The 19,426-nt window shown below is 55.8% G+C and carries 20 protein-coding genes; 7 read left to right on the top strand and 13 right to left on the bottom strand.

The genetic code is table 11. The features are described 5' to 3' along the window. Positions 1 to 6 precede the first annotated feature (6 nt). The 3 genes from otnI to otnK are packed head-to-tail and all read right to left on the bottom strand — an operon-like array spanning position 7 to position 2,680. Positions 7 to 786, bottom strand: coding sequence for a 2-oxo-tetronate isomerase (gene otnI / locus ABLV07_RS13550; protein ID WP_047042769.1), 780 nt, complete (start codon positions 784 to 786; stop codon positions 7 to 9). Then, positions 786 to 1,415: an aldolase gene (locus ABLV07_RS13545; protein WP_047042768.1), complete on the bottom strand. Its 630-nt coding sequence runs from the start codon at positions 1,413 to 1,415 to the stop codon at positions 786 to 788. Before ABLV07_RS13545 ends, otnI begins: the two co-directional genes overlap by 1 nt. Next, the gene (gene otnK, locus ABLV07_RS13540; RefSeq protein ID WP_059476304.1) at positions 1,412 to 2,680 is read right to left on the bottom strand and encodes a 3-oxo-tetronate kinase; all 1,269 of its coding nucleotides are present in this window, start codon (positions 2,678 to 2,680) and stop codon (positions 1,412 to 1,414) included. Before otnK ends, ABLV07_RS13545 begins: the two co-directional genes overlap by 4 nt. Positions 2,681 to 2,900: 220 nt before the next feature. Between otnK and ABLV07_RS13535 the strand changes: the two genes are divergently transcribed. Continuing rightward, on the top strand, positions 2,901 to 3,674 hold the full coding sequence (locus ABLV07_RS13535) for a DeoR/GlpR family DNA-binding transcription regulator (protein WP_047042763.1): 774 nt from the start codon (positions 2,901 to 2,903) through the stop codon (positions 3,672 to 3,674). Here the strand turns inward: ABLV07_RS13535 and tam are convergent. Then, a complete protein-coding gene (tam, locus tag ABLV07_RS13530; protein WP_047042758.1) occupies positions 3,664 to 4,428 on the bottom strand; it encodes a trans-aconitate 2-methyltransferase in 765 nt (254 codons plus the stop codon). The two genes, ABLV07_RS13535 and tam, sit on opposite strands and share 11 nt — an antisense overlap. A 178-nt stretch (positions 4,429 to 4,606) precedes the next feature. Here tam and ABLV07_RS13525 point away from each other — a divergent pair, with 178 nt between their 5' ends. Next, a complete protein-coding gene (locus tag ABLV07_RS13525) occupies positions 4,607 to 5,407 on the top strand; it encodes an MBL fold metallo-hydrolase (RefSeq protein ID WP_015705337.1) in 801 nt (266 codons plus the stop codon). A gap of 6 nt (positions 5,408 to 5,413) precedes the next feature. Here ABLV07_RS13525 and ABLV07_RS13520 read toward each other — a convergent pair whose 3' ends face one another. From ABLV07_RS13520 to ABLV07_RS13510, 3 genes are all read right to left on the bottom strand, one after another. Next, positions 5,414 to 5,704, bottom strand: a complete 291-nt coding sequence (locus ABLV07_RS13520; RefSeq protein ID WP_015366702.1) for a hypothetical protein — start codon at positions 5,702 to 5,704, stop codon at positions 5,414 to 5,416. Positions 5,705 to 5,919: 215 nt separating this feature from the next. Beyond that, the gene (locus ABLV07_RS13515; protein ID WP_049034034.1) at positions 5,920 to 7,104 is read right to left on the bottom strand and encodes an MFS transporter; all 1,185 of its coding nucleotides are present in this window, start codon (positions 7,102 to 7,104) and stop codon (positions 5,920 to 5,922) included. A gap of 477 nt (positions 7,105 to 7,581) precedes the next feature. Continuing rightward, positions 7,582 to 8,460 (bottom strand): DMT family transporter, encoded by an 879-nt coding sequence (locus ABLV07_RS13510; RefSeq protein ID WP_047058790.1) that lies wholly within the window; start codon positions 8,458 to 8,460, stop codon positions 7,582 to 7,584. Between the two features lie 98 nt (positions 8,461 to 8,558). Here ABLV07_RS13510 and ABLV07_RS13505 point away from each other — a divergent pair, with 98 nt between their 5' ends. Together ABLV07_RS13505 and ABLV07_RS13500 are read left to right on the top strand one after the other, a co-directional pair. Next, positions 8,559 to 9,887 carry a PLP-dependent aminotransferase family protein gene (locus ABLV07_RS13505; protein WP_047058788.1) on the top strand — a complete coding sequence of 443 codons (1,329 nt, stop codon included), beginning with the start codon at positions 8,559 to 8,561 and terminating at the stop codon, positions 9,885 to 9,887. Positions 9,888 to 10,068: 181 nt separating this feature from the next. Further along, a complete protein-coding gene (locus ABLV07_RS13500; protein ID WP_047056785.1) occupies positions 10,069 to 11,235 on the top strand; it encodes a YbfB/YjiJ family MFS transporter in 1,167 nt (388 codons plus the stop codon). Here the strand turns inward: ABLV07_RS13500 and ABLV07_RS13495 are convergent. Continuing rightward, the gene (locus tag ABLV07_RS13495) at positions 11,167 to 12,054 is read right to left on the bottom strand and encodes a LysR family transcriptional regulator (RefSeq protein ID WP_032711601.1); all 888 of its coding nucleotides are present in this window, start codon (positions 12,052 to 12,054) and stop codon (positions 11,167 to 11,169) included. The two genes, ABLV07_RS13500 and ABLV07_RS13495, sit on opposite strands and share 69 nt — an antisense overlap. A gap of 91 nt (positions 12,055 to 12,145) precedes the next feature. Between ABLV07_RS13495 and ABLV07_RS13490 the strand changes: the two genes are divergently transcribed. After that, a complete protein-coding gene (locus tag ABLV07_RS13490; protein ID WP_348853269.1) occupies positions 12,146 to 13,192 on the top strand; it encodes a nitronate monooxygenase in 1,047 nt (348 codons plus the stop codon). 18 nt (positions 13,193 to 13,210) lie between these two features. On the opposite strand, the gene ABLV07_RS13485 is transcribed toward ABLV07_RS13490, so the two are convergent. The 4 genes from ABLV07_RS13485 to ABLV07_RS13470 are packed head-to-tail and all read right to left on the bottom strand — an operon-like array spanning position 13,211 to position 16,508. After that, the gene (locus ABLV07_RS13485) at positions 13,211 to 13,870 is read right to left on the bottom strand and encodes a methionine ABC transporter permease (protein ID WP_348853298.1); all 660 of its coding nucleotides are present in this window, start codon (positions 13,868 to 13,870) and stop codon (positions 13,211 to 13,213) included. Further along, a complete protein-coding gene (locus ABLV07_RS13480; protein ID WP_072255020.1) occupies positions 13,867 to 14,658 on the bottom strand; it encodes a methionine ABC transporter ATP-binding protein in 792 nt (263 codons plus the stop codon). The genes ABLV07_RS13485 and ABLV07_RS13480 overlap by 4 nt, the downstream gene beginning before the upstream one ends. Beyond that, the gene (locus tag ABLV07_RS13475) at positions 14,655 to 15,461 is read right to left on the bottom strand and encodes a MetQ/NlpA family ABC transporter substrate-binding protein (protein ID WP_015366692.1); all 807 of its coding nucleotides are present in this window, start codon (positions 15,459 to 15,461) and stop codon (positions 14,655 to 14,657) included. The genes ABLV07_RS13480 and ABLV07_RS13475 overlap by 4 nt, the downstream gene beginning before the upstream one ends. Before the next feature lie 18 nt (positions 15,462 to 15,479). Continuing rightward, positions 15,480 to 16,508 carry an isopenicillin N synthase family oxygenase gene (locus tag ABLV07_RS13470; RefSeq protein WP_348853270.1) on the bottom strand — a complete coding sequence of 343 codons (1,029 nt, stop codon included), beginning with the start codon at positions 16,506 to 16,508 and terminating at the stop codon, positions 15,480 to 15,482. Positions 16,509 to 16,805: 297 nt separating this feature from the next. Here ABLV07_RS13470 and ABLV07_RS13465 point away from each other — a divergent pair, with 297 nt between their 5' ends. Continuing rightward, the gene (locus tag ABLV07_RS13465) at positions 16,806 to 17,072 is read left to right on the top strand and encodes a VF530 family protein (protein WP_015366689.1); all 267 of its coding nucleotides are present in this window, start codon (positions 16,806 to 16,808) and stop codon (positions 17,070 to 17,072) included. Between the two features lie 6 nt (positions 17,073 to 17,078). Here ABLV07_RS13465 and ABLV07_RS13460 read toward each other — a convergent pair whose 3' ends face one another. Then, a complete protein-coding gene (locus ABLV07_RS13460) occupies positions 17,079 to 18,038 on the bottom strand; it encodes an AraC family transcriptional regulator (RefSeq protein ID WP_171830176.1) in 960 nt (319 codons plus the stop codon). 104 nt (positions 18,039 to 18,142) lie between these two features. On the opposite strand from ABLV07_RS13460, the gene ABLV07_RS13455 reads away from it, so the two are divergent. Then, entirely contained in the window at positions 18,143 to 19,342 is a 1,200-nt protein-coding gene (locus ABLV07_RS13455; protein WP_126027963.1) for an MFS transporter, read from the top strand. Positions 19,343 to 19,426 lie beyond the last annotated feature (84 nt).

Raw genomic sequence — 19,426 nt, 5'->3', positions numbered from 1 at the left:
TAGGTTTTAGTTATTTAACCAGACTTGCGCCCAATCCAGTCCGGCTTGCGTTCCGGCGCGAGGACTATATTCCGCGGCGACGTAACCATCATATTTTTCCTGCTCGAGTACGGCGAAAATCCATTGATAATCCACTTCGCCGTCAATCGGTTCCTGGCGCGCCGGTACCGACGCAATCTGAATATGGCCGATATACTCTTTATAGTTTTTCAATAAATACGTTAGATTGCCATCGACCTGCTGGGCATGGAAAATATCAAGCTGCAGTCGAATATTGTCGCGGTCCGCCTGGCGAATATATTCCATCGCCTGATATTGGCTGGAAAATAAATAACCCGGACGGGTGGCGGGCGATAAACCTTCAAGCAAAATGGTGATGTTATGCGGTTTGGCCAGATCCGCCGCGTAGCGTACGTTGTCAATAAACGTGTCCGCACAGTGCTGCCGATCGAACCCTTCGGTGACGCCCGCCATAACATGTATCGCCGGGCACTGCAGAGCCGCAGCATAGTGAATGGCTAAATCAATGGCTTTGCGGGCTTCCTCTTCACGGCCAGGTAAAGCCGATAATCCCCATTCGCCGCGTGCGGTATTGCCTGCCGGAGTATTAATGCCGATAAGCTTGAGGTGATGTTTCTCTAATTCGCGGGCGACGGTCTCTACGGGATATTCGTAAGGGAACCACATCTCAACGGCATTAAAACCGGCTCTGGCCGCCAGGGAGAAGCGCTCCAGAGGCGGATTTTCGCCGAATAACATCGATAAATTGGCAGCAAGTTTCAACATTATTGCATTCCTCGAAGCACAGTCATTTGTTGATGATCGAGATAGTTCACCGGGCTGTTTTTCAACGTGAAGAACAGGCGGGCGGACGCTTCCATCTCTTCCAGATTGTCGGCGGCATCGCGTAGCGATTTACCCACCACCACCGGGCCATGATTAGCCAGCAAAAAAGCCTTATGCTGCGCGGCGCGTTCGCCGAGCCATTGGCCAATCTGCGGATCGCCTGGGCGGAAATAGGGGACCAGCGGTATTTCGCCGACCCGCATGACCACATACGGTGTACAGGCCGGCAGGGTATTAGCCGGGTCCAGGTCCTGCAGGCAGGATAGGGCCGTCAGGTAATGGCAATGCAGATGGACGACGGCGCGACACTGCGGATTGTTGCGGTACAGCGCGAGATGAAAACTCACCTCTTTTGAGGGTGTTAAACCCGAGAGCAATTCACCGCTCAGAGTCACGTGCGACAATTCTTCGGCGTTAAGCTCGCCAAGACAGGAGCCTGTCGGGGTGGCCAGAATCGTGCCGTCAGCAAGCTGGACGGAAAGATTGCCAGCCGAACCGGTTGCATAGCCGCGATTAAAGAAAGAGCGAGCGATAGAGACCATCTGTTGGCGTAAGGATGACTCGTTCATGCGCAAGCCTCCGCGGTCTGCGCGCGGGCAAAGAAATTGTCATCGCCAAAATTACCCGATTTGAGCAGCAGGAAAAGCGGCCGGGAATCTGCCTTGATCCACGGAACGCCGGGTGAGACTGCAGCGCCGATAGTGAAATGGTGAATATCAAGCGCTTGCGTTACCGCGCCGGAGGTCTCTCCGCCCGCGACGATGAACCGGCTTACGCCTTGCTGCGCGAGTTGTTTTGCCAACAGAGAAAACAGCGCCTCAACCATCAACCGACTTGGCTCGGCGCCATAGCGCTGTTGGATGTTGTGCAGCTCTGCGACCGAAGTCGTGGCGTAAACCATTGGCGCCATGGCCGCGTCGGACTGCTGGTGCAGCCATTCAACGATCTGACCGCAATACTCATCAAGCGTCCAGCGTTTATCAAGCAAACCTGCCACGTCCACGGCCAGCGCTGGCGCCAGTTGGCGGTATTTTTCCACCTGTGACTGAGTTCTCATAGAGCAGGACCCGGATAATACTACCGTACAGGCCGCTGGCGTGGTGACGCTAAAGGGAAGGGAAGGCTCCGTGGCGTTGGCCCAGCAACGCGCGAGACCCGCGGCTAAGCCGGAACCACCGGTAACCAGCTTCATATCGTGCAACGCTTGCCCCTGAATTTGCAGATGTTTCTCGTTTAATGCGTCCAGCGCGATATAGCGATAGCCCGCGGCGGATAGGGTTTGGAGCGCGTCGCGCACGGCTGCCTCGCCGGATTCCAGAATCTGTACATTGATAAGGGCGCATGTGCCGCGTGACTGACGTTCCATTAAACGGCGCAGATCGCTGTCATCCATGGGATTGACCGGATGATTGCGCATACCGGACTCCTGTAGCAGGCGGTCTTCTACGAATAAATGTCCCTGATACACCGTACGACCGTTAATAGGCAACGCCGGGGAGATAATCGTGGTTGCGACGCCCAGCGCATCCATTAAGGCATCGGTTACCGGGCCGATATTCCCCTTTCTCGTGCTATCGAAGGTAGAGCAGTACTTAAAATAAAAACGATCGCACCCCTGTTGTTGCAGCCAGTGCAGCGCATTAAGTGACAGCGTCACAGATTCTTCGGCTGGTACAGAACGTGATTTCAGACTCACGACTAATGCGCGCGCATCGCCCTGGTAATCTTCACCGGGGACGCCGCTAAACAGGCTGGTCGCTATTCCGTTATTAGCCAGAAAACTGGCGATATCCGTCGCGCCGGTAAAATCATCGGCAATTATGCCTGCTCTCATATACTGTCCCCTCATACAGCGAGTGTTAATTTACGGTATTATCTGTTGTTAAATGTTAATATCAATGATTGAGGTGATGAATACAGCGACGATGATCACAATAAATAACATTTATTATCTATTTTTCACATTAACTGGCACTGTTAATCCGGTGTACAGCCCTGGGTGATGTGATAAAATGTGAAAATATGAGATAGCGAGACACCATCAGGAGAAATCGATGCTGCCATTGGAGAGACAAGAGAAGATATTGGAAATCATTAAAGACAAAGGGGTGGTCAGTGTCGTCGAACTGGTCGAGGCGCTGGGCGTGTCGCATATGACAATCCGGCGCGATATTCAGCGCCTGGAGCAGCTTAACGTGCTGGCCAGCGTATCGGGGGGTGTGGCACTTCCGCAACGAACCCGCCTGCTGAATGAACCTTCGCATCGCGATAAAACGCTTATGTTCCCCCAGGAAAAGGAGGCTATTGGTCTGGCGGCGCTTAAGCATATTCCCGCGAACAGCACCGTCTATCTGGATGCCGGGACCACGACGCTCGCACTGGCCGAAAACCTGGTTGAGCGTCAGGACTTGCTGATCATCACCAATGATTTCGCCATTGCCAATTTGATGATTGAACGCGGGCAATGTGAATTGATCCATACCGGCGGACGCTTATGCCGTGAGAATCAGTCGACCGTTGGCCACCTGACGGCAAAAATGCTGGAGAACCTGTTTATCGATGTCGCGTTTATTTCGGCGTCATCATGGAATTTGCGCGGACTGTCGACGCCCAACGAAAATAAAGCCATCGTGAAACAGACTGTGGCGAAGGTAAGTGAAAAATGTATCCTGCTAAGCGACTCATCAAAATATGGAAAAATGGCGAATTACCTGATCCTGCCGCTGAGAGAGCTTGATGTCATCATCAGCGATGACCGGCTTAGTAGCAGTGTGGTAAATCAGCTGAATGCGCTTAACGTTGATGTCGAACTGGCGACTACGCGTTAACCAGGCGTCGCGCGACAATAAACAGTCGCGGGAACAAGAACAGCACTTTCCCGTTACACTGTAACGGATAATGTTGTTGTAACAGCGTCAGATAACGCTCTAAAAACACGTTCTTTTCTTCTTCATCAAGATTCTGCAAATACGGGCGCAGACCGGTCGCCTGCAGCCAGTCAACGATCGCCTGGTGCGATTCCAGAGGGTGATAATAGGTGGTGCGCCAGAGGTCCACCTCGCAACCGCTGTTGCTCAGCATGTCGTAATACTGCTGGACGCTGGGGAGCGGCTGTCGGCCACTTTCCGGAAATCCCAGCTCTTCAGCGACCTGACGCATCAGGGTATGAGAGGGCTCTTGCCAGTTATCCGGCATCTGAACCGCGAGAACGCCGCCATCGCTTAACTGACCGGCCAGTCGCGGGAACAGCGTTTGATGGTCTGTGAGCCATTGTAAAGAGGCATTCGCATAGATCACGTCTGCGGGCTCAGATGGCTGCCAGTCTTCTATATTTGCGGTGATAAACTCACAATCGGGAAGCGCTTGCGCCGCCTGTGCCAGCATGGCGGCGGAATTATCAACGCCAATAATTCGCGCTTCAGGCCACGCTGCACGCAGTAAGGCCGTGCTGTTGCCTGGACCGCAGCCCAGATCCACAGCCAGCTTGACCGGCTGTTGCGCAATACGCGCCGTTAACTCAGCCGCCGGTCGGGTGCGCTCATCAGCAAATTTCAGATACAGCGAGGGATTCCAGTCTGCCATAGATAACCTCAAGTTAACGATCCGCGTCTATCAGCATAGAGGACGTAGCGCGGTTGTGAAGCTGTTTTTTAGTGACAGTGTCACTTTATTCGGAGTGAAGGGTGCGGCGCTCATCACACAGATTGCAGGGTTTCTTCGTTACACTGGTCGTGCATATATAACAGGGATGAATGAAATAATGGCCTTAACCATCAGGGTATTACTGGAAAATCGCCTTGCGGCGCACGCCGATCCGGCGTTGACAGCCAAAGCAGGACTTAGCCTGCTCCTTGAGGATGAAACCAGCAAAGTGCTGTTTGATACCGGCCCTGACGGCAGTTTTCTTAAGAATGCGCAGCGGATGGGGATTAAACTGGATAACTTGACCGCGACGGTATTATCACACGGCCATTACGATCACTGCGGTGGCGTCCCCTGGCTGCCGGAGGGGAGCCGAATTATTTGTCATCCACAGCTTACCCAACCGCGCTATGCCGCTATCAGCCTTGGCCGGCACGTACGCAAAATCAAAAAACTCTCGCTTGAGCTCGACTATTCCCGCTTTCGCATGGAATGCTACCGGCAGCCGTTTGCCATCAGCGAACGTCTGTTGTGGTCCGGCGAGATTGTGGTAAACCGTCCGCAATCCTTTGGCGTTTTAGCCAGCTCGCCGTTGACGCCTGATTATATCGTCGATGAAGGCGTCCTTATCTATCTTTCTGACCACGGTCTGGTCATCATCTGCGGCTGCGGACATCGTGGCGTAGAGAACATTGTGCGGCATTGTCAGAATATCACCGGTATCGAGCGGGTCCACGCATTGATCGGTGGGCTACACCTGCGCGCCGCATCCGTCGCCAGGGTCTGGCAGGTCCGAAGTTATTTACAACAGCTGCAGGTGGAGAAAATTTTGGCCTGCCACTGTACCGGCGCCTGGGGAAAACTGTGGCTCGCCGGCGCACAGGCGCCGGCTACAGGGGATATTTTGCAGCTAGCTTAATAAGGATCAGTCGGCATCTTTGAGCATTTCGGCGCGCCGGGCGGTGGCATAGACGAATTCCAGCATCGGCTCAAGGTCAGTATCGTGTCCCGCCTGGATGATTTTGCCACGCAGCCATTCGATTTCGCTGGTGATATCCGGATGAAAAATGTTGTTGTCCTGCGCCTTGCGTAACCATTTGAGAAGAAAATTATTTTTTCCTCTCGCTCCGCCCGATTTCTTCGTTTTTACGTGGATTTTCAGCGCGACCAGAATGCAGTAGTAAAAATGGACGCGCTGGTTGAAACTTTGATGCATGTCGGTATTTCCCGCCAGGGTAAGCCGCTCGCCGCGGCAGGCGACGAGTCGAATGGAGCCAGGTCACGGGGGGATCGTTTTGTTGACGACCTCTATCACTGCACCCGTACCGCCCGGCATCCAGGACTGGATGCTCGCGGAATGGTGGCACGGATATTAAAGCGTCGTCAATTATTGATTAAATTGTTACCAGTATCATGATTAATCGGCATACATCATACGTTCGCCCTGGTCTGTTGCAGACGAACCCGAAGCAGCAGGATAAACGCCATGGCGACGACCACCGCCGCCAGTAGGTACAGCGTATCGAGCGCATAATAACCCGCCACCCAGCCGGCCACCGGGCCGGTCAAACCCAGCGCCAAATCGAGAAAGGCTGAATAGGTACCCAGCGCCGTGCCTTGGTTTTGTTCTTCTACCTGTTTCACCGCCTCGACGCCCAGCGCCGGAAAGACCAGCGAGAAACCAGAACCGGTGAGGAATGCGCCAATACCGGCGACCCACGCCGACGGCGCCTGCCAGATAATCAATAATCCAAGACACTCCACTACGAAGCAGACAAGCGACACCGGCACGCCGCCGTAGCGGGTGATGGTGTTGCCAAGGATCAGGCGTATACAAATAAAACCGATGCTGAAGAGAGAGAGGGTGAAGGCCGCGCCTTGCCAGTGGTGAGCCGAAAAATAGAGGGTGATAAAGGTGGCGATAACGCCAAAACCGACGGTACCCAGCGCCAATCCCAGCCCGTAGGGCCAGATCCTGCGCACTACCACATGAAACGGCGCTCTCACTCCGGCGGTTACGCTGACATCCTGGCGGGTGCGGGCAAAGAGCAGGCCAATTAGCGCAACCAGCACTACCACTACGGCAAAACCGCTGATGCCAAAATAATTATTGAGCATCACCCCCAGCGGCGCGCCGACGGCCATTGCCACGTAGGTCGCGACGCCATTCCATGAAATCACCCGCGAGGTGTGAATCGCGCCAACGGTTTTAATGCCCCATAACGTTGCCCCGGTGGCGGTAAAGCTTTCTCCCACGCCGAGGAAAACCCGGCCAATCAACAGGGCGCTGACGGCGAGAAGCGGTATAGCTTGCAACATCACCGCCGCGAGGGTGAAGAGTCCGCTTAACATGCAGCAGATGATGCCGAGGCTAACGACCTTTTTTGGCCCCCAGATATCGGTATAGCGGCCAGCATGCGGGCGGCTTACGAGCGTTGAAATGTACTGCAGGCTGATAACGACTCCGGCGATTAGCGTACTGTACCCGAGCTGGTAGTGGATGTAGCCGGGAAGCACCGCCAGCGGCAGGCCGATGGAGAGATAGCAGATACAGGTGAAGACAACGATGGAAATAATTCGCAGGTTAAGCTGAGTGGTGCTGACAGAAGTAGTCATAACGCTAAGTGTTTAAAACGAAAGGGAGGTTAAGCATAGCGCAAGCGCGGCGGCTCCGGCGAGCGGGCGAGCATTTTATGCCAACGCTCGGTTCATTTATTGGCAAAATGACCGATAATATAGCTATACAGATGATAAATAACGCCCATATTATTTCTTAGAGTGATACCTGAGTTTGAAAGGGAAATGGATGAGTGGCCAGTCTTAGGATGGAGCACGGCAACCTATTTGCTTCCCGGAGGTCATCGCGATGAAAAAATTACTTATATTGCTCATTGTTTTTGCTGTATCCGCCTGTTCAGGAGGTTCCTCATCATCCTCGGGGATGGCGCCGGGTCAGGGCCTTGATTCGCAGACCTGCATGAACGACACCATTGACGCTAACAGCGCCTGCGGCCATTCGGTCGCGCCACAGTTTAATTGATGATAAAGACAGCCTGAGAGAGGAACTCGCCTCAAATCAGGCTGCCGACTATTTTAACGGGCAAAGCGCTTCGAACCGATCACGCAGAAAATGATGCCAAGCGTGACGGCAACCATCAACGGGCTCACTGATTCATGAAGGAGTAGTGCCGCCAGCGCCAGGCCGAAAAAGGGCTGCAATAGCTGGAGTTGACCGACCGCCGCAATACCGCCGATTGCCAGTCCCCGATACCAGAAGATAAAACCTATCAGCATGCTGAATAACGAGACATAGGCCAGCGCGGTCCACGCAGACGCACTGATACCACGGAAACTGACGGGAAGCGTTAACCCGCAGGCTAGCACCATCAGGGGCAGGGACAGGAGCAGCGCCCAACAGATGACCGCCAGCCCGCCAAGCTCTCGGGTGAGGCGCGCCCCCTCGGCATAACCCAATCCGCAGACCACTACCGCCGCCAGCATCAGCAGGTCGCCTGAAATGGACATCCCGGTGTTACCGGCCAGCGCGAAACTGGCTACCAGTATGCTGCCCAGCAGCGAGAATCCCCAAAAGGCAGGGCGCGGTCTCTCAACGCCGCGGATCACCGCGAAAATCGCCGTCGCTAGCGGCAATAACCCAATAAAAACAATTGAGTGGGCTGACGTCACCCGCTGCAGCGCCAGCGCCGTCAGCAGCGGAAAACCGATGACCACGCCGCCGGCAACCAGCGCCAGTGAACGCCATTGTCCCGCTTGCGGGCGCGGCAGGCGTAAAAGCCAGATCAGGCCCAGCGCAAGCACCCCGGCAATCGCCCCACGGCAGAAAGTCAGGAAAAAAGGATCGAACTCCTGCACGGCGATGCGGGTGGCGGGTAGAGAGCCGCTAAAAATAGCGACGCCGATAAAACCGTTTATCCAACCGGATATAGAAGTGGAAGCGCGACGGTTGTGCACGTGTGACCTCTTTGTAGTGATAGTTAATGTGGTTGACCGGGTCGATAGTAGGTCGCACAATCCATGACAATCAAATAATTGTCATGGATACAATGACGATGAAAAACCGCTATAAATCTCTGGTTGATCGCTATGCGGCAGCCATCCGCAGCGGTGCGCTGGCGGCTGGCAGCCAGCTGCCGACCCATCGGCAATTGGTCGTGGAACACGGAATCTCTCTGGCTACCGCGACGCGGGTCTACAGAGAACTGGCGTTAATGGGGCTGGTCAGCGGCGAAACGGGACGCGGGACTTTTGTGCGTGAACTGAGCTTGCCGCCGGGGCTGGGTGTCGATCAGCACGCCATTGCCCCGGACATGATCGATCTTAATTTCAACTCTCCGGCGTTGCCGGAACAAACCGTTCTCCTGCGCGAGGCATTAAAAAAACTGTCTGGCGCGGGCGATCTGGAGGCGTTGTTACGCTATCAACCGCACGCCGGACGCATGAGCGAACGGGAAATAGTGGCCCAGCATCTTAACAGACAGGGTATGGCGGCCAGCGCCGGGCAGGTCGCTATCGTTAACGGCGCTCAGCATGGGCTGGCGGTCACGCTCGGCGGTCTGCTACGTCCCGGCGATGTGGTTGCGGCAGATGCCTTGACCTATCCGGGATTTCGCGCCCTCGCCAGGCTCTATCAACTTGAACTGGTTGCTATCCCGCACACAGCGCAAGGTCCGGATCTCGACATGCTTCGCAGCCTGTGTGAAAAACGGCGGGTAAAAGCGATTTATACCATGCCGACGCTGCATAACCCTCTCGGCTGGGTAATGAATCTGGCGCAGCGTAGTCAACTGGTTGATATTGCCCGCCAGTTCGATTTGTTCATCATTGAGGATGCCGCCTATGCGTGGTTGATCGAGAACGCGCCGCCGCCGCTGATGTCTCTGGCGCCTGAGCGTACGGTCTATGTGTGCGGTTTTTCAAAAAACATCGCCACCGGTTTACGGGTTGGCATGGTGGTATGCCGCGAAGCGTTAATGCCGGCGATAGAGCGGACGATCCGCGCCACCAGCTGGAATACGCCGGCCTTAACGACGGCGCTGGTCTGCGGCTGGATCCAGGATGGGACGCTGGCCCGGCTCGAAACCATAATGCGCGCAGATGCGCGGCGGCGGCAGGCCATCGCCCGTCAGGCACTGGCTGGCTTACCAATGATCGGCAATGAAAATGCCTGGTTCCTTTGGCTGCCGTTGGGCGAGGACGTCCGCGCCGATCGCGTCGTGAAACAGTTGCTAACCATGAATATCGCTATTTCCACCGCCGAACCGTACAGCGTCGGTCGTGATGTGCCGCATGCTTTGCGTCTGGCGCTGGCGTCACCGAGCCTCGATAAACTGAGCGCTGCGCTGAAGATAATGCGGCCTATTATCGAGTACGGCGTTTAACGACCGTGCGCTTTTGACAACCATCCTTCGTCGCTAACCGAAGTATCCTCTGGTTGGTGCTTTTACTCTTTGCCCTGGCGCGGCGGCTTGCTCGTCGCATCACGCTAATACATAATAAAAAGAGAATTAAAATTAAATAATATTCTCTTTTTAAGATTAAATTATGCAAGGGGTAACGCAGATGCGACAAATCAGGCCGGAGATAAACGCTTTCTTATTAGCGATGGCAGGGGCGACGGTATTAATGATTGGTATGGGTTACGGCCGCTTCGCCTTCACCGGGATCCTGCCGGTGATGTTAAGCGATCAGATCCTGACGCTGCGTCAGGGGAATCTGGCCGCCTCCGCTAATTATGCCGGGTACCTGCTGGGGGCATTGTTACTGGCGAAGGCAAAGCCGGAGCAGGCGAGCAGAATGAATATTGTCTCGGTCATTCTGACGCTAATTTGTCTGGCGCTACTGGCCTGGCTGCGTTCGCCGCTGGCTATCATTATCCTGCGCGGGTTGGCCGGGGTGCTCAGCGCGGTAACGCTTATCTCCGCCTCGTTATGGCTACTGCAACATATGAAACATCATAACGGCGCGCCGGTACTGTTTGCCGGTGTCGGGATGGGGATCTTTTTGTCGGCGGAGTTTATTGCCGCCGGTAAAGCGCTGGCGTTTAGCAGTCAGCAAATCTGGCTACTGTGCGCCATCACGGCGACGATGCTGTTTTTATGCGCCTTGCGCGGATTATTAAGCCCGGCGGATTCGCTGCTGGCGTTAAACAGCGGGCCCGCAACAACGATGCCGAGCGACAATGGGCGCACGAGCGATGCGGTAAAATTGCTGCTGATTTATGGCCTCGCGGGCTTTGGCTACATCATCACCGCGACCTATTTGCCGCTGTTTTTGCACGGCGCGCTCTCGGGTATCGACCCGGTGCACCTGTGGGCGGTATTTGGTCTCGCGGCGGTACCTTCCTGTTTTATCTGGCATCAACTCGTGCTGAAAATTGGCTATCAGCGGGCATTTTGTAGCAATCTCGTTATTCAGGCCTTCGGCGTGGCCTTACCAGCGTGGAGCCACTCATTCACCTTTTGTTTGTTGAGCGCGCTGCTGGTTGGAGCGACCTTCCTTGGGACGGTAACCATCGCCTTGTCAGAGGGCAAGCGGCTAAATCAGGCGGTAAAATTTAATATGATCGCCGCGCTAACGGCGACTTACGGCGTCGGACAGATAATCGGGCCGCTGGTCGCCGATGGGTTATACAGCCTGACGGGATCGTTTAACCCTTCACTATTGACGGCCAGCGGCGTGTTGCTGGGAGCCGCCGGGCTGGTTGCCTGCGGCCGGCGCCAGCAATAACTGGCGCAGGACGTCGAGAATCGGCGATACATACCCGCGGCGCCAGATAAGCTGGGTGGCGGCCTGGGTGACGTAATGCGTCTGGCAGCCTGCGGGTAGCGTGAGCAGGGCCAGAACGCTTTCCGGGAGCAAACAGGCGTAGCGGCCGGTGGCGACGTTAGCCATCATCGCGTGATAGGAGCTGACATCGACGATGTCCACGTGTGCTCCCGTCTGCTGCAGATACTCGATGCCGTGCTGGCGGTAGGAACATCCTGCCGGGAAGGCGGCAAAACGGTAGTTGCGCCCCTCGACAGGGGCGATAAGGACCAGTTGTTCGATAAAAAGCGGGAGATATTCAAGCGTCTGTGGGCATTGAAGGCTGCCGTCTGGACCGGCCGGCAGTGAAACCAGCGCGCAGTCCAACGTGGAGTTTTCGACCAGTTCAGTCAGCTGACGGGTGGGCATGGTACGCAATGTCAGGTCGGCGTCCGGGCAGCGTTGCTGAAACAGCGGCAATATGGCCGGCAGGCGGCTGGCGGCACAGGCTTCCATCGCGCCGAGCTTTAACGTTCCCGCGGGCCGTGCCGGGTGCAGCGCCAGTTTGGCTTCTTCGGCAAGGCTTAAAATTCGCCGCGCGTAGCTGAGGAAGTTTTGCCCGGCGGGAGAAAGCAGCATCTTCTTGTTTCCGCGCACGAAAAGCTCGGCTTCCAGCTCCTCTTCAAGCTGCTGAATGCGCGTGGTGATATTGGACTGCGCGCGACCAAGTTGTTTCGCCGCCTGAGTGACGCTTTGGGTTTCGGCCACCAGTTTAAAGATCAGTAATGTGGTGTGGTTCATATTTTTCTTCTCAATATGACAATATGGTTGATCTTAACATCTTAAAAAGAGATGGTTAATGCCTCACATCGCAAATTGCACAGGATCGCCAATGAATCAGCATTTACCGCGATTACTTAATATTCGTTATCCGATTATTCAGGCGCCGATGGCAGGGGTGTCGACACCGTCCCTGGCTGCAGCGGTAAGCAACGCCGGAGGATTGGGTTCGCTGGGGCTCGGCGCGTCGACGGTTACGCAGGCGCAGGCGCTTATTGAACAAACCCGGCAGCTCACCGATCGTCCCTTTAACGTCAACCTTTTCTGTCATACGCCGTCGCGCCGCGATGCCGTTCAGGAAGCGCAGTGGCTGGCGCGGTTGGCTCCGGCGTTTGCCCGTTATCACGGCACGCCGCCGAAACAGCTTAACGAGATTTATCAGACCTTCCATCAACATCAATCCATGCTCGATATGCTGCTTGAACAGAAGCCGGCGGTGGTGAGTTTTCATTTTGGCGTGCCGTCGTCAGAGGTTATTCGCCGCTTCCAGCAACAGGGAACGGTGACGATGGCGTCCGCCACCTGCGTCGACGAAGCGCGATTAATTGCGCAAGCGGGTATTGATGTCGTTATTGCGCAAGGGTATGAGGCCGGTGGCCATCGGGGGATTTTTGACCCATACGGCGACGATCGTCAAATGAGCACCTTCACTCTGCTTCAGGCTCTAAAGCAGGCTGTCGATTTACCCATTGTCGCCGCCGGCGGCATTATGCATGGGGCGGCGATAGCCAGCCTGATGCAGCTCGGCGCGTCGGGCGTTCAGCTGGGAACCGCATTTTTATTGTGCCCGGAAGCGGGTATAGATAGTGGATATCGACAGGCGCTCACGCAAAATAGTGACGTTGTCACATTTTTGACAGCGGCTATTTCGGGTCGGCCAGCACGCTGCGTTAAAAATAGCTGGCACGAAATCGGCGAAGGAGAAATTCCCGCCTATCCGCTCGCTTATGACGCCGGAAAAGCGCTGGCGACGGCGGCAAAAGCGCAGGGCGATCATGGTTTCGGCGCGCACTGGGCGGGACAAGGGGTGGCGATGATCCGCGAAATGCCGGCGGCAGCGCTGGTCAGGGTTCTCGTGGAGGAAGGCGGCCTGCAGTAGCCGCCTGCGAATGAGAGCTTAGCGGCGATGGGCAAGCTGTCGTACCAGCCTGTCGCCGATCATTTGTACGCCCTGAACCATCACCACCAGAATCAGTACCGTACCGACCATCACCTGATCGTTAAAGCGCTGATAACCGTAGCGAATCGCCAGGTCTCCAAGCCCGCCTCCGCCAATGACGCCCGCCATCGATGAAAAGCCAATCAGCATCACGATAGTCAGGGTGATCCCGGCAAGCAGGGTCGGTAGCGCCTCCGGCAGCAGCGATTTAAAGATAACGTGCCACAGATTACCGCCCATCGACAGAATGGCTTCAATGCGCCCGTAATCCACTTCATCCAGCGCGTTTTCGGTCAGCCGCGCGAAAAACGGAAAAGCGCCGATAGTAATCGGCACGACGGCGGCTGTGCTGCCCAAGGTGGTGCCGATGATAAGCCGCGTAAAGGGGATTAATGCGATCAGCAGCACGATAAACGGCAGCGATCGGCCAAAATTGATAATCGCCCCCAGCAACGCATTCAGTTTCGGCATCGGCGCCAGGCCGTTGCGACGGGAGACAAACAGTAACACGCCGACCGGCAGGCCGATTAAAATGGTAAACAGCGCCGCCAGACCTACAATATAGAGGGTTTCCAGGCTGCCTTCCCACAATAAGGGCCATAAATCTTCCCAACTCATGCGACTACGCATAAAGGCCTCCCGTGAAAGCCGTGACGGGCAAGGAAATCTTGCTCCGCCTGCGGATTATGCAGTAACGACTGACGTAATCTGGACCACGGTGCCACCAGCAGATCGGCGATTTTCCCGCTCTCGATGACTTCTCCATGCTCCAGCAACGCCGCGTGATCGCACAGCGTTTTGACGACTTCCAGCTCATGGGTAATAAGCACGATAGTCAGATTGAGCCGCTGATTGATATCGGCCAGTAACGCCAGCACCGAGGTGGTGGTTTCCGGATCGAGGGCGCTGGTTGCTTCATCGCATAGCAGCACATCCGGGCCGGCCGCCAGCGCGCGGGCGATGCCGACGCGCTGCTTTTGACCGCCGGAAAGCTGGGATGGAAAGGCGGTTGCTTTATCCGCCAGTCCCACTAACTCCAGCAACTCGAGCACGCGTTCGCGGCGCGCACGTTTGTCGACACCGGCGATTTCCAGCGGAACCGCGACGTTGTCAGCCACGTTGCGGGCATGCAGCAGGTTGAAGTGCTGGAAGATCATTCCGGTGCGCAGACGGTGCTGACGTAAACCGGCTTTGTCTAACTGAGTGATATCCTGCCCGTTCACCACAATTCGGCCCGCAGAGGGCCGTTCGAGTAAATTGAGACAGCGGATCAGCGTGCTTTTGCCTGCGCCGCTGCGCCCGAGAATGCCATAAATCGCGCCTTTCGGGATCTGCAGCGACACGTCGTTTAACGCCGGTCGGCCTGTTCCGGCATAGGTTTTACTCAGCCCGACGACCTCAATCATGATTGCGGCGCAACCGGGATAACCGAGCCGTTATAGTTTTTGCGAATAAACTCGGCAACCTGCGGCGAGGTGAGATCTTTGGCCAGCGCTTTAATGCGTGGGTCATTAGCCAATTGCGGCGTCGTCACCAGGATATTGGCGTAAGGGTTGTTGTTCGCGCTCTCCAGCCCTAACGCATCTTTCGCCGGTACCAGTCCCGCCTCCAGCGCGTAGTTGCCGTTAATGACCGCTAAATCGACATCGTCTAAGGAACGCGGGATCTGCGGCGATTCAATTTCGAGGATCTTCAGATGTTTGGGGTTTTCCACGATATCTTTCGGGGTGGCTAACGTGGTCGCCGGATTGGTGAATTTAGCGCCGAGTTTGATTAATCCCTGGCTTTGTAGCAGGAACAAGGCGCGACTGAGATTGGTGGTGTTGTTCGGCACCGCGACGGTCCCGTTTTCCGGGACGGAATTAAAGTCTTTGTGCTTACGGGAGTAAATACCCAGCGGTTCAATATGCACCGTAGCGGCGACGGCAAAGGTCTTACCCAGCGCTTTTTCCTGATCCTTCAGATACGGAACGTGCTGGAAGTAGTTGGCATCAACGTCGCCATTCGCCAGCAGCTCGTTGGCGTTAACGCCGCTGGTGAGTTCGACCACTTTGATATCGAGGCTGGGATCGATTTTTTTGATGTAATTGAGGATCTCAGCGTGTGGTACCGGGTCAGCGGCAACGCGCAGCGCGGCAGCCTGGGCGGATGTCCATGCCAGAGAAAGAGATAAAGCGACCCCTGCCAGTTTGAATGCGGCATATTTCATATTGTTATCCTTATTAAATTAAACGATCAGTTGCTCAGTACGTTCGCGAAAAACATCCTGGTAATAACGTTCGGCGACATCCGGGTGAGAACGCAGCCGCCCTTTGAGGTAATTCCAGCCAACATCCCGCAGCAGCGGATTTTGCGGATCGCTATCCGGGCCGAGCGCTTCCTGCGCCAGATGAGTGGGCAGGCGGTACACCGGCACCACGGCATCGAGCTGCGCGCCAAGAAAGAAGGCGATTGAGAGGCGTTCCTGTTCTGCCGGCGGCGAGACCACGCGATGAACGGTGGCGCGCAGGTAACCGTTAGTCGCCAGCTCAAGTAGCTCACCGATATTCACCACAAAGCTGCCCGCCAGCGGCGTGGCGTCGATCCAGTGCTCCGGCGCGACTTCCACCTGCAGTCCTTTTTGCTCGTCCTGTAACAGGAAGCTTAAGAATCCAGAATCTTTATGCGCCCCAACGCCTTGTGCGCTTTTGGTTTCACGCTGACCGGGGTAGCGAATCAGTTTGATATGTTCATTCGGTTTATCGCCATACAGCGCGTCAAAGGCGTCGGCAGGCAACTGTAGCGCTTCGGCAAACGCGCGCAGCAAGGTCATCCCGACGCCGGTCATCGCCTGCTGCCAGCCCAGTAGGGTCGGTTTCAGCGACGGTAGCGCGGCGGGCCATAAGTTCGGTCCCTGCAGACGCTGCCAGCGTGGCGCGTTTTCGGCGAGAGTTAAAGCCGGGCGTTCGGCGCCGATGTCAAACTGTTCGCGCCAGTCTGGCTGGCCGCGAGTGAGCTCGGAAGCCGCGCGGTTATAGCCGCGAAAGTGCGGGGAGTGAATCATCGCCACCTGCTGCTTTTCGCTATCATCAAGAGCAAAAAAGCGTCGCGCCTGGCGTTGAACTTCAGTTTGCAATCCGGCGTCCACGCCGTGATTAATAAGATAAAAGAAACCAATATCGCGAGCGGCATGGCGGAGGTCGGCAAGAAAACCGCTCTTTTCAGCAGGGTTGGTATAGCGGGCCAGATCGAGAATCGGCAAAGTCGTGGCGTTCATTGTGTTCTCCGAGAACGGGGTACGGGTCATTGGCTATGAAGTGATTCTGGGTTCGGCAACAACAACGGCGCATGATGATTTCCTCTGTCGGGTAGATGCGCTCAGCTTGCCTTAGCGCAATTTTTTCGACCAATAACGTTCTTTTCTAATTTATGACCGCGGTGGGTTCAGTGCTTTTGCGAAAAACAGATAAGGAGTGGGGTTTCGGCCTAGCCGTTATTTAAAAAAAGTGGCGGGATGTTGCATGATGCCGCCGCGGTCCGTATGGTGAGCGAAATTTTTCATGCAGGAAAGACAATGCACACGTCAAAAGATCCGCTTCACGGCGTGACGCTCGAAGCGTTACTCACTGACCTTGTGGCCAGATATGGCTGGGATGAACTGGCCCGACATATCAAAATCAACTGTTTCAAAAGCGATCCGAGCATTAAGTCGAGCCTGAAATTTCTACGCCGCACGCCGTGGGCGCGTAAAGAAGTGGAAAACTTTTATCTCGATTCTCTGGAAGGGCTCATCGACAAACCCGCCGACGCTGGCCCGTGGGCCAACTGGCAGAAGAAGTAACGCTTATCAGGTTACCGCTTGTTCATTGACCCCATTGCGTAGCGCTCCCGGCGCTTTGCCGGTAATGCGTTTAAAGGCGCGGCTAAAGGCGGCGAGCGAGTTGTAGCCGAGGCGGAAGGCGACTTTTTCCAGCGCTTCGCCTTCATGGCTGATGTATTGTACCGCCAGGCGCATGCGTAATTCTGTCAGGTAGCGGGCCGGCGTGGTACCGGTGGCGATGAGAAAACGTTCGGCGAACACCGAACGCGACAGGCCGGATTCGCGGGCTAAGTCTTCTACCTTCCAGTTGACGCCGGGCTGCTGATGCATAGCATATATCGCGCGCGATAGCTTCGGGTCGCGCAGTACCTGTACCCAGCCGGTAGCGTTACCGCAGCCGCATTCCACCCAGGCGCGGACGATCAGCGCCGCGACGACATCGGCGAGACGTGCCAGAATGCCGGCATAGCCCACCTGACGCGTCAGAGATTCACGCTCCATTGCCGCCAGCAGCGGCTGGATTTCCGGGCGGGCGCTTAACAGGCTACTCACCAGCATTACCTCCGGCATGGCCCGAACCAGCGGCTGCATTCCGCCTAATTCAAAATCCATACAGGCGCTGAAGATAACCGCATTCTCTTCGGTATTAACGCAGCCTGCGTTTTTGATGCAGGAAACCGTCCCGCAGACCGGTTTGCTGTCGAGCTCCATCACGTTCACCCGCGCGGCTTTGCTATCTGAGAGCAGGGCGTGCGCATCGCTATTGGGAATGAACACCGCATCGCCGCTCTCAAGCGAGAACTGTTTACCGTTGCTCATTTTTAGCAGCAGCGGGCCGCGGCTGACAAAATGAAACTGCGCTTTGCCAGGAACCGAATTAAACTCCACGCCGAAAGGACGTGAGGTTTCAATCCGTCGGTATTTCACTCCCGACAGTCGCATGCCCTGTAACAGCTCGCTGGTCAGATCTAAGGTTTGCTGGCTCATCGTTTTTCCGGACGAATAATCAATAATTGCAGAGTATGTATCATATATCGTCTTAACGGAAGCCACTAAGCTTGGCGAATGTTAATGATTCTGGAGAGATGTATATGAGTTCTTGCATTGTCGCTGAAGAGAGCGCGATTAACGCCCGCCCGGCGTGGCGCGCCGTGTATGCGCTGGCGTTGGGGGTCTTTGGCCTGATCGTCGCTGAATTTCTACCGGCCAGTTTACTGACGCCAATGGCCACCAGCCTGGGCGTGAGTGAGGGGATGGCCGGACAGGCGGTGACCGCCACGGCGTTAATCGCTCTGGTGACGGGGTTATTGATTACCTCTGCAACCCGCAATATCGACCGGCGTTGGGTGCTGATGTTCTTTTCCGTATTGCAAATCATCTCCAGTCTGATCGTGGCCTTTGCCGGTTCACTGGAGTTCCTGTTGCTGGGACGCCTGCTGCTTGGTATCGCTATCGGCGGCTTCTGGGCGATGTCGACGGCGACGGCGATGCGGCTGGTTCCGGCGGCGATGGTGCCGAAAGCGCTGGCGATTATCTTCTCGGCGGTGTCGATTGCCACCGTAGTGGCGGCGCCGCTGGGTAGCTATCTTGGCGCGCTCATTGGCTGGCGTAACGTCTTTATCATCTGCGCCGTACCGAGTCTGGTCGCGCTGCTGTGGCAGCTATGGGTACTGCCGTCGATGCGCCCGGAGAGCGCTGGCAGCTTTAGTACGCTTTTTAAGGTACTGCGGCGGCCGGGAATGGTTGGCGGCCTGCTGGCTTCGATTTTGATTTTTGGCGGACACTTCGCTTTCTTTACCTATCTGCGGCCGTTTCTCGAAACCGTGGCGCTGGCAAGTGTAGAAGGGGTGTCGTTGATTTTGCTGGGGTTCGGCGTGGCCAACTTTATTGGCACCTCGCTTGCCGGGCATCTGCTGGCGCGCAGTTTGCGTTTGACGCTGGCGCTGGTGCCACTGGCGATGAGCTTGCTGGCGCTGATGATGGTGCTGTATGGTCATATTGCGCTACTGGATGGCCTGTTGGTCGCCCTGTGGGGATTTGCATTCGGCCTGGTGCCGGTGGCCTGGTCAACCTGGCTTGCCACTACGGTACCGGATGAAGCGGAAAGCGCAGGGGGATTATTAGTCGCGGCGATCCAGCTGGCCATTAGCGCCGGGGCTGCCGGCGGTGGGGCAATATTTGATATCAGCGGCGCCAGCGGCGTATTTACCGGCAGCGGGCTGTTATTATTAAGCGCCATGCTGATTGTCTTTATTGGCGTCAGGGTGACGCCGCCGGTCAGAAACAATTAATGATTAAACGCGCCGACTGGCGCGTTTATTTTTCTTCAGGCGCAGCGAGTACTCATTTTATTATTATAAAACGAGCGGCTAATT

This window comes from Klebsiella sp. CN_Kp097, from assembly GCF_040064495.1.
GTDB lineage: Bacteria > Pseudomonadota > Gammaproteobacteria > Enterobacterales > Enterobacteriaceae > Klebsiella > Klebsiella aerogenes.
The sequence above is the reverse complement of the archived record's forward strand: the minus strand, read 5'-3'. Positions and strand labels throughout refer to the sequence as shown.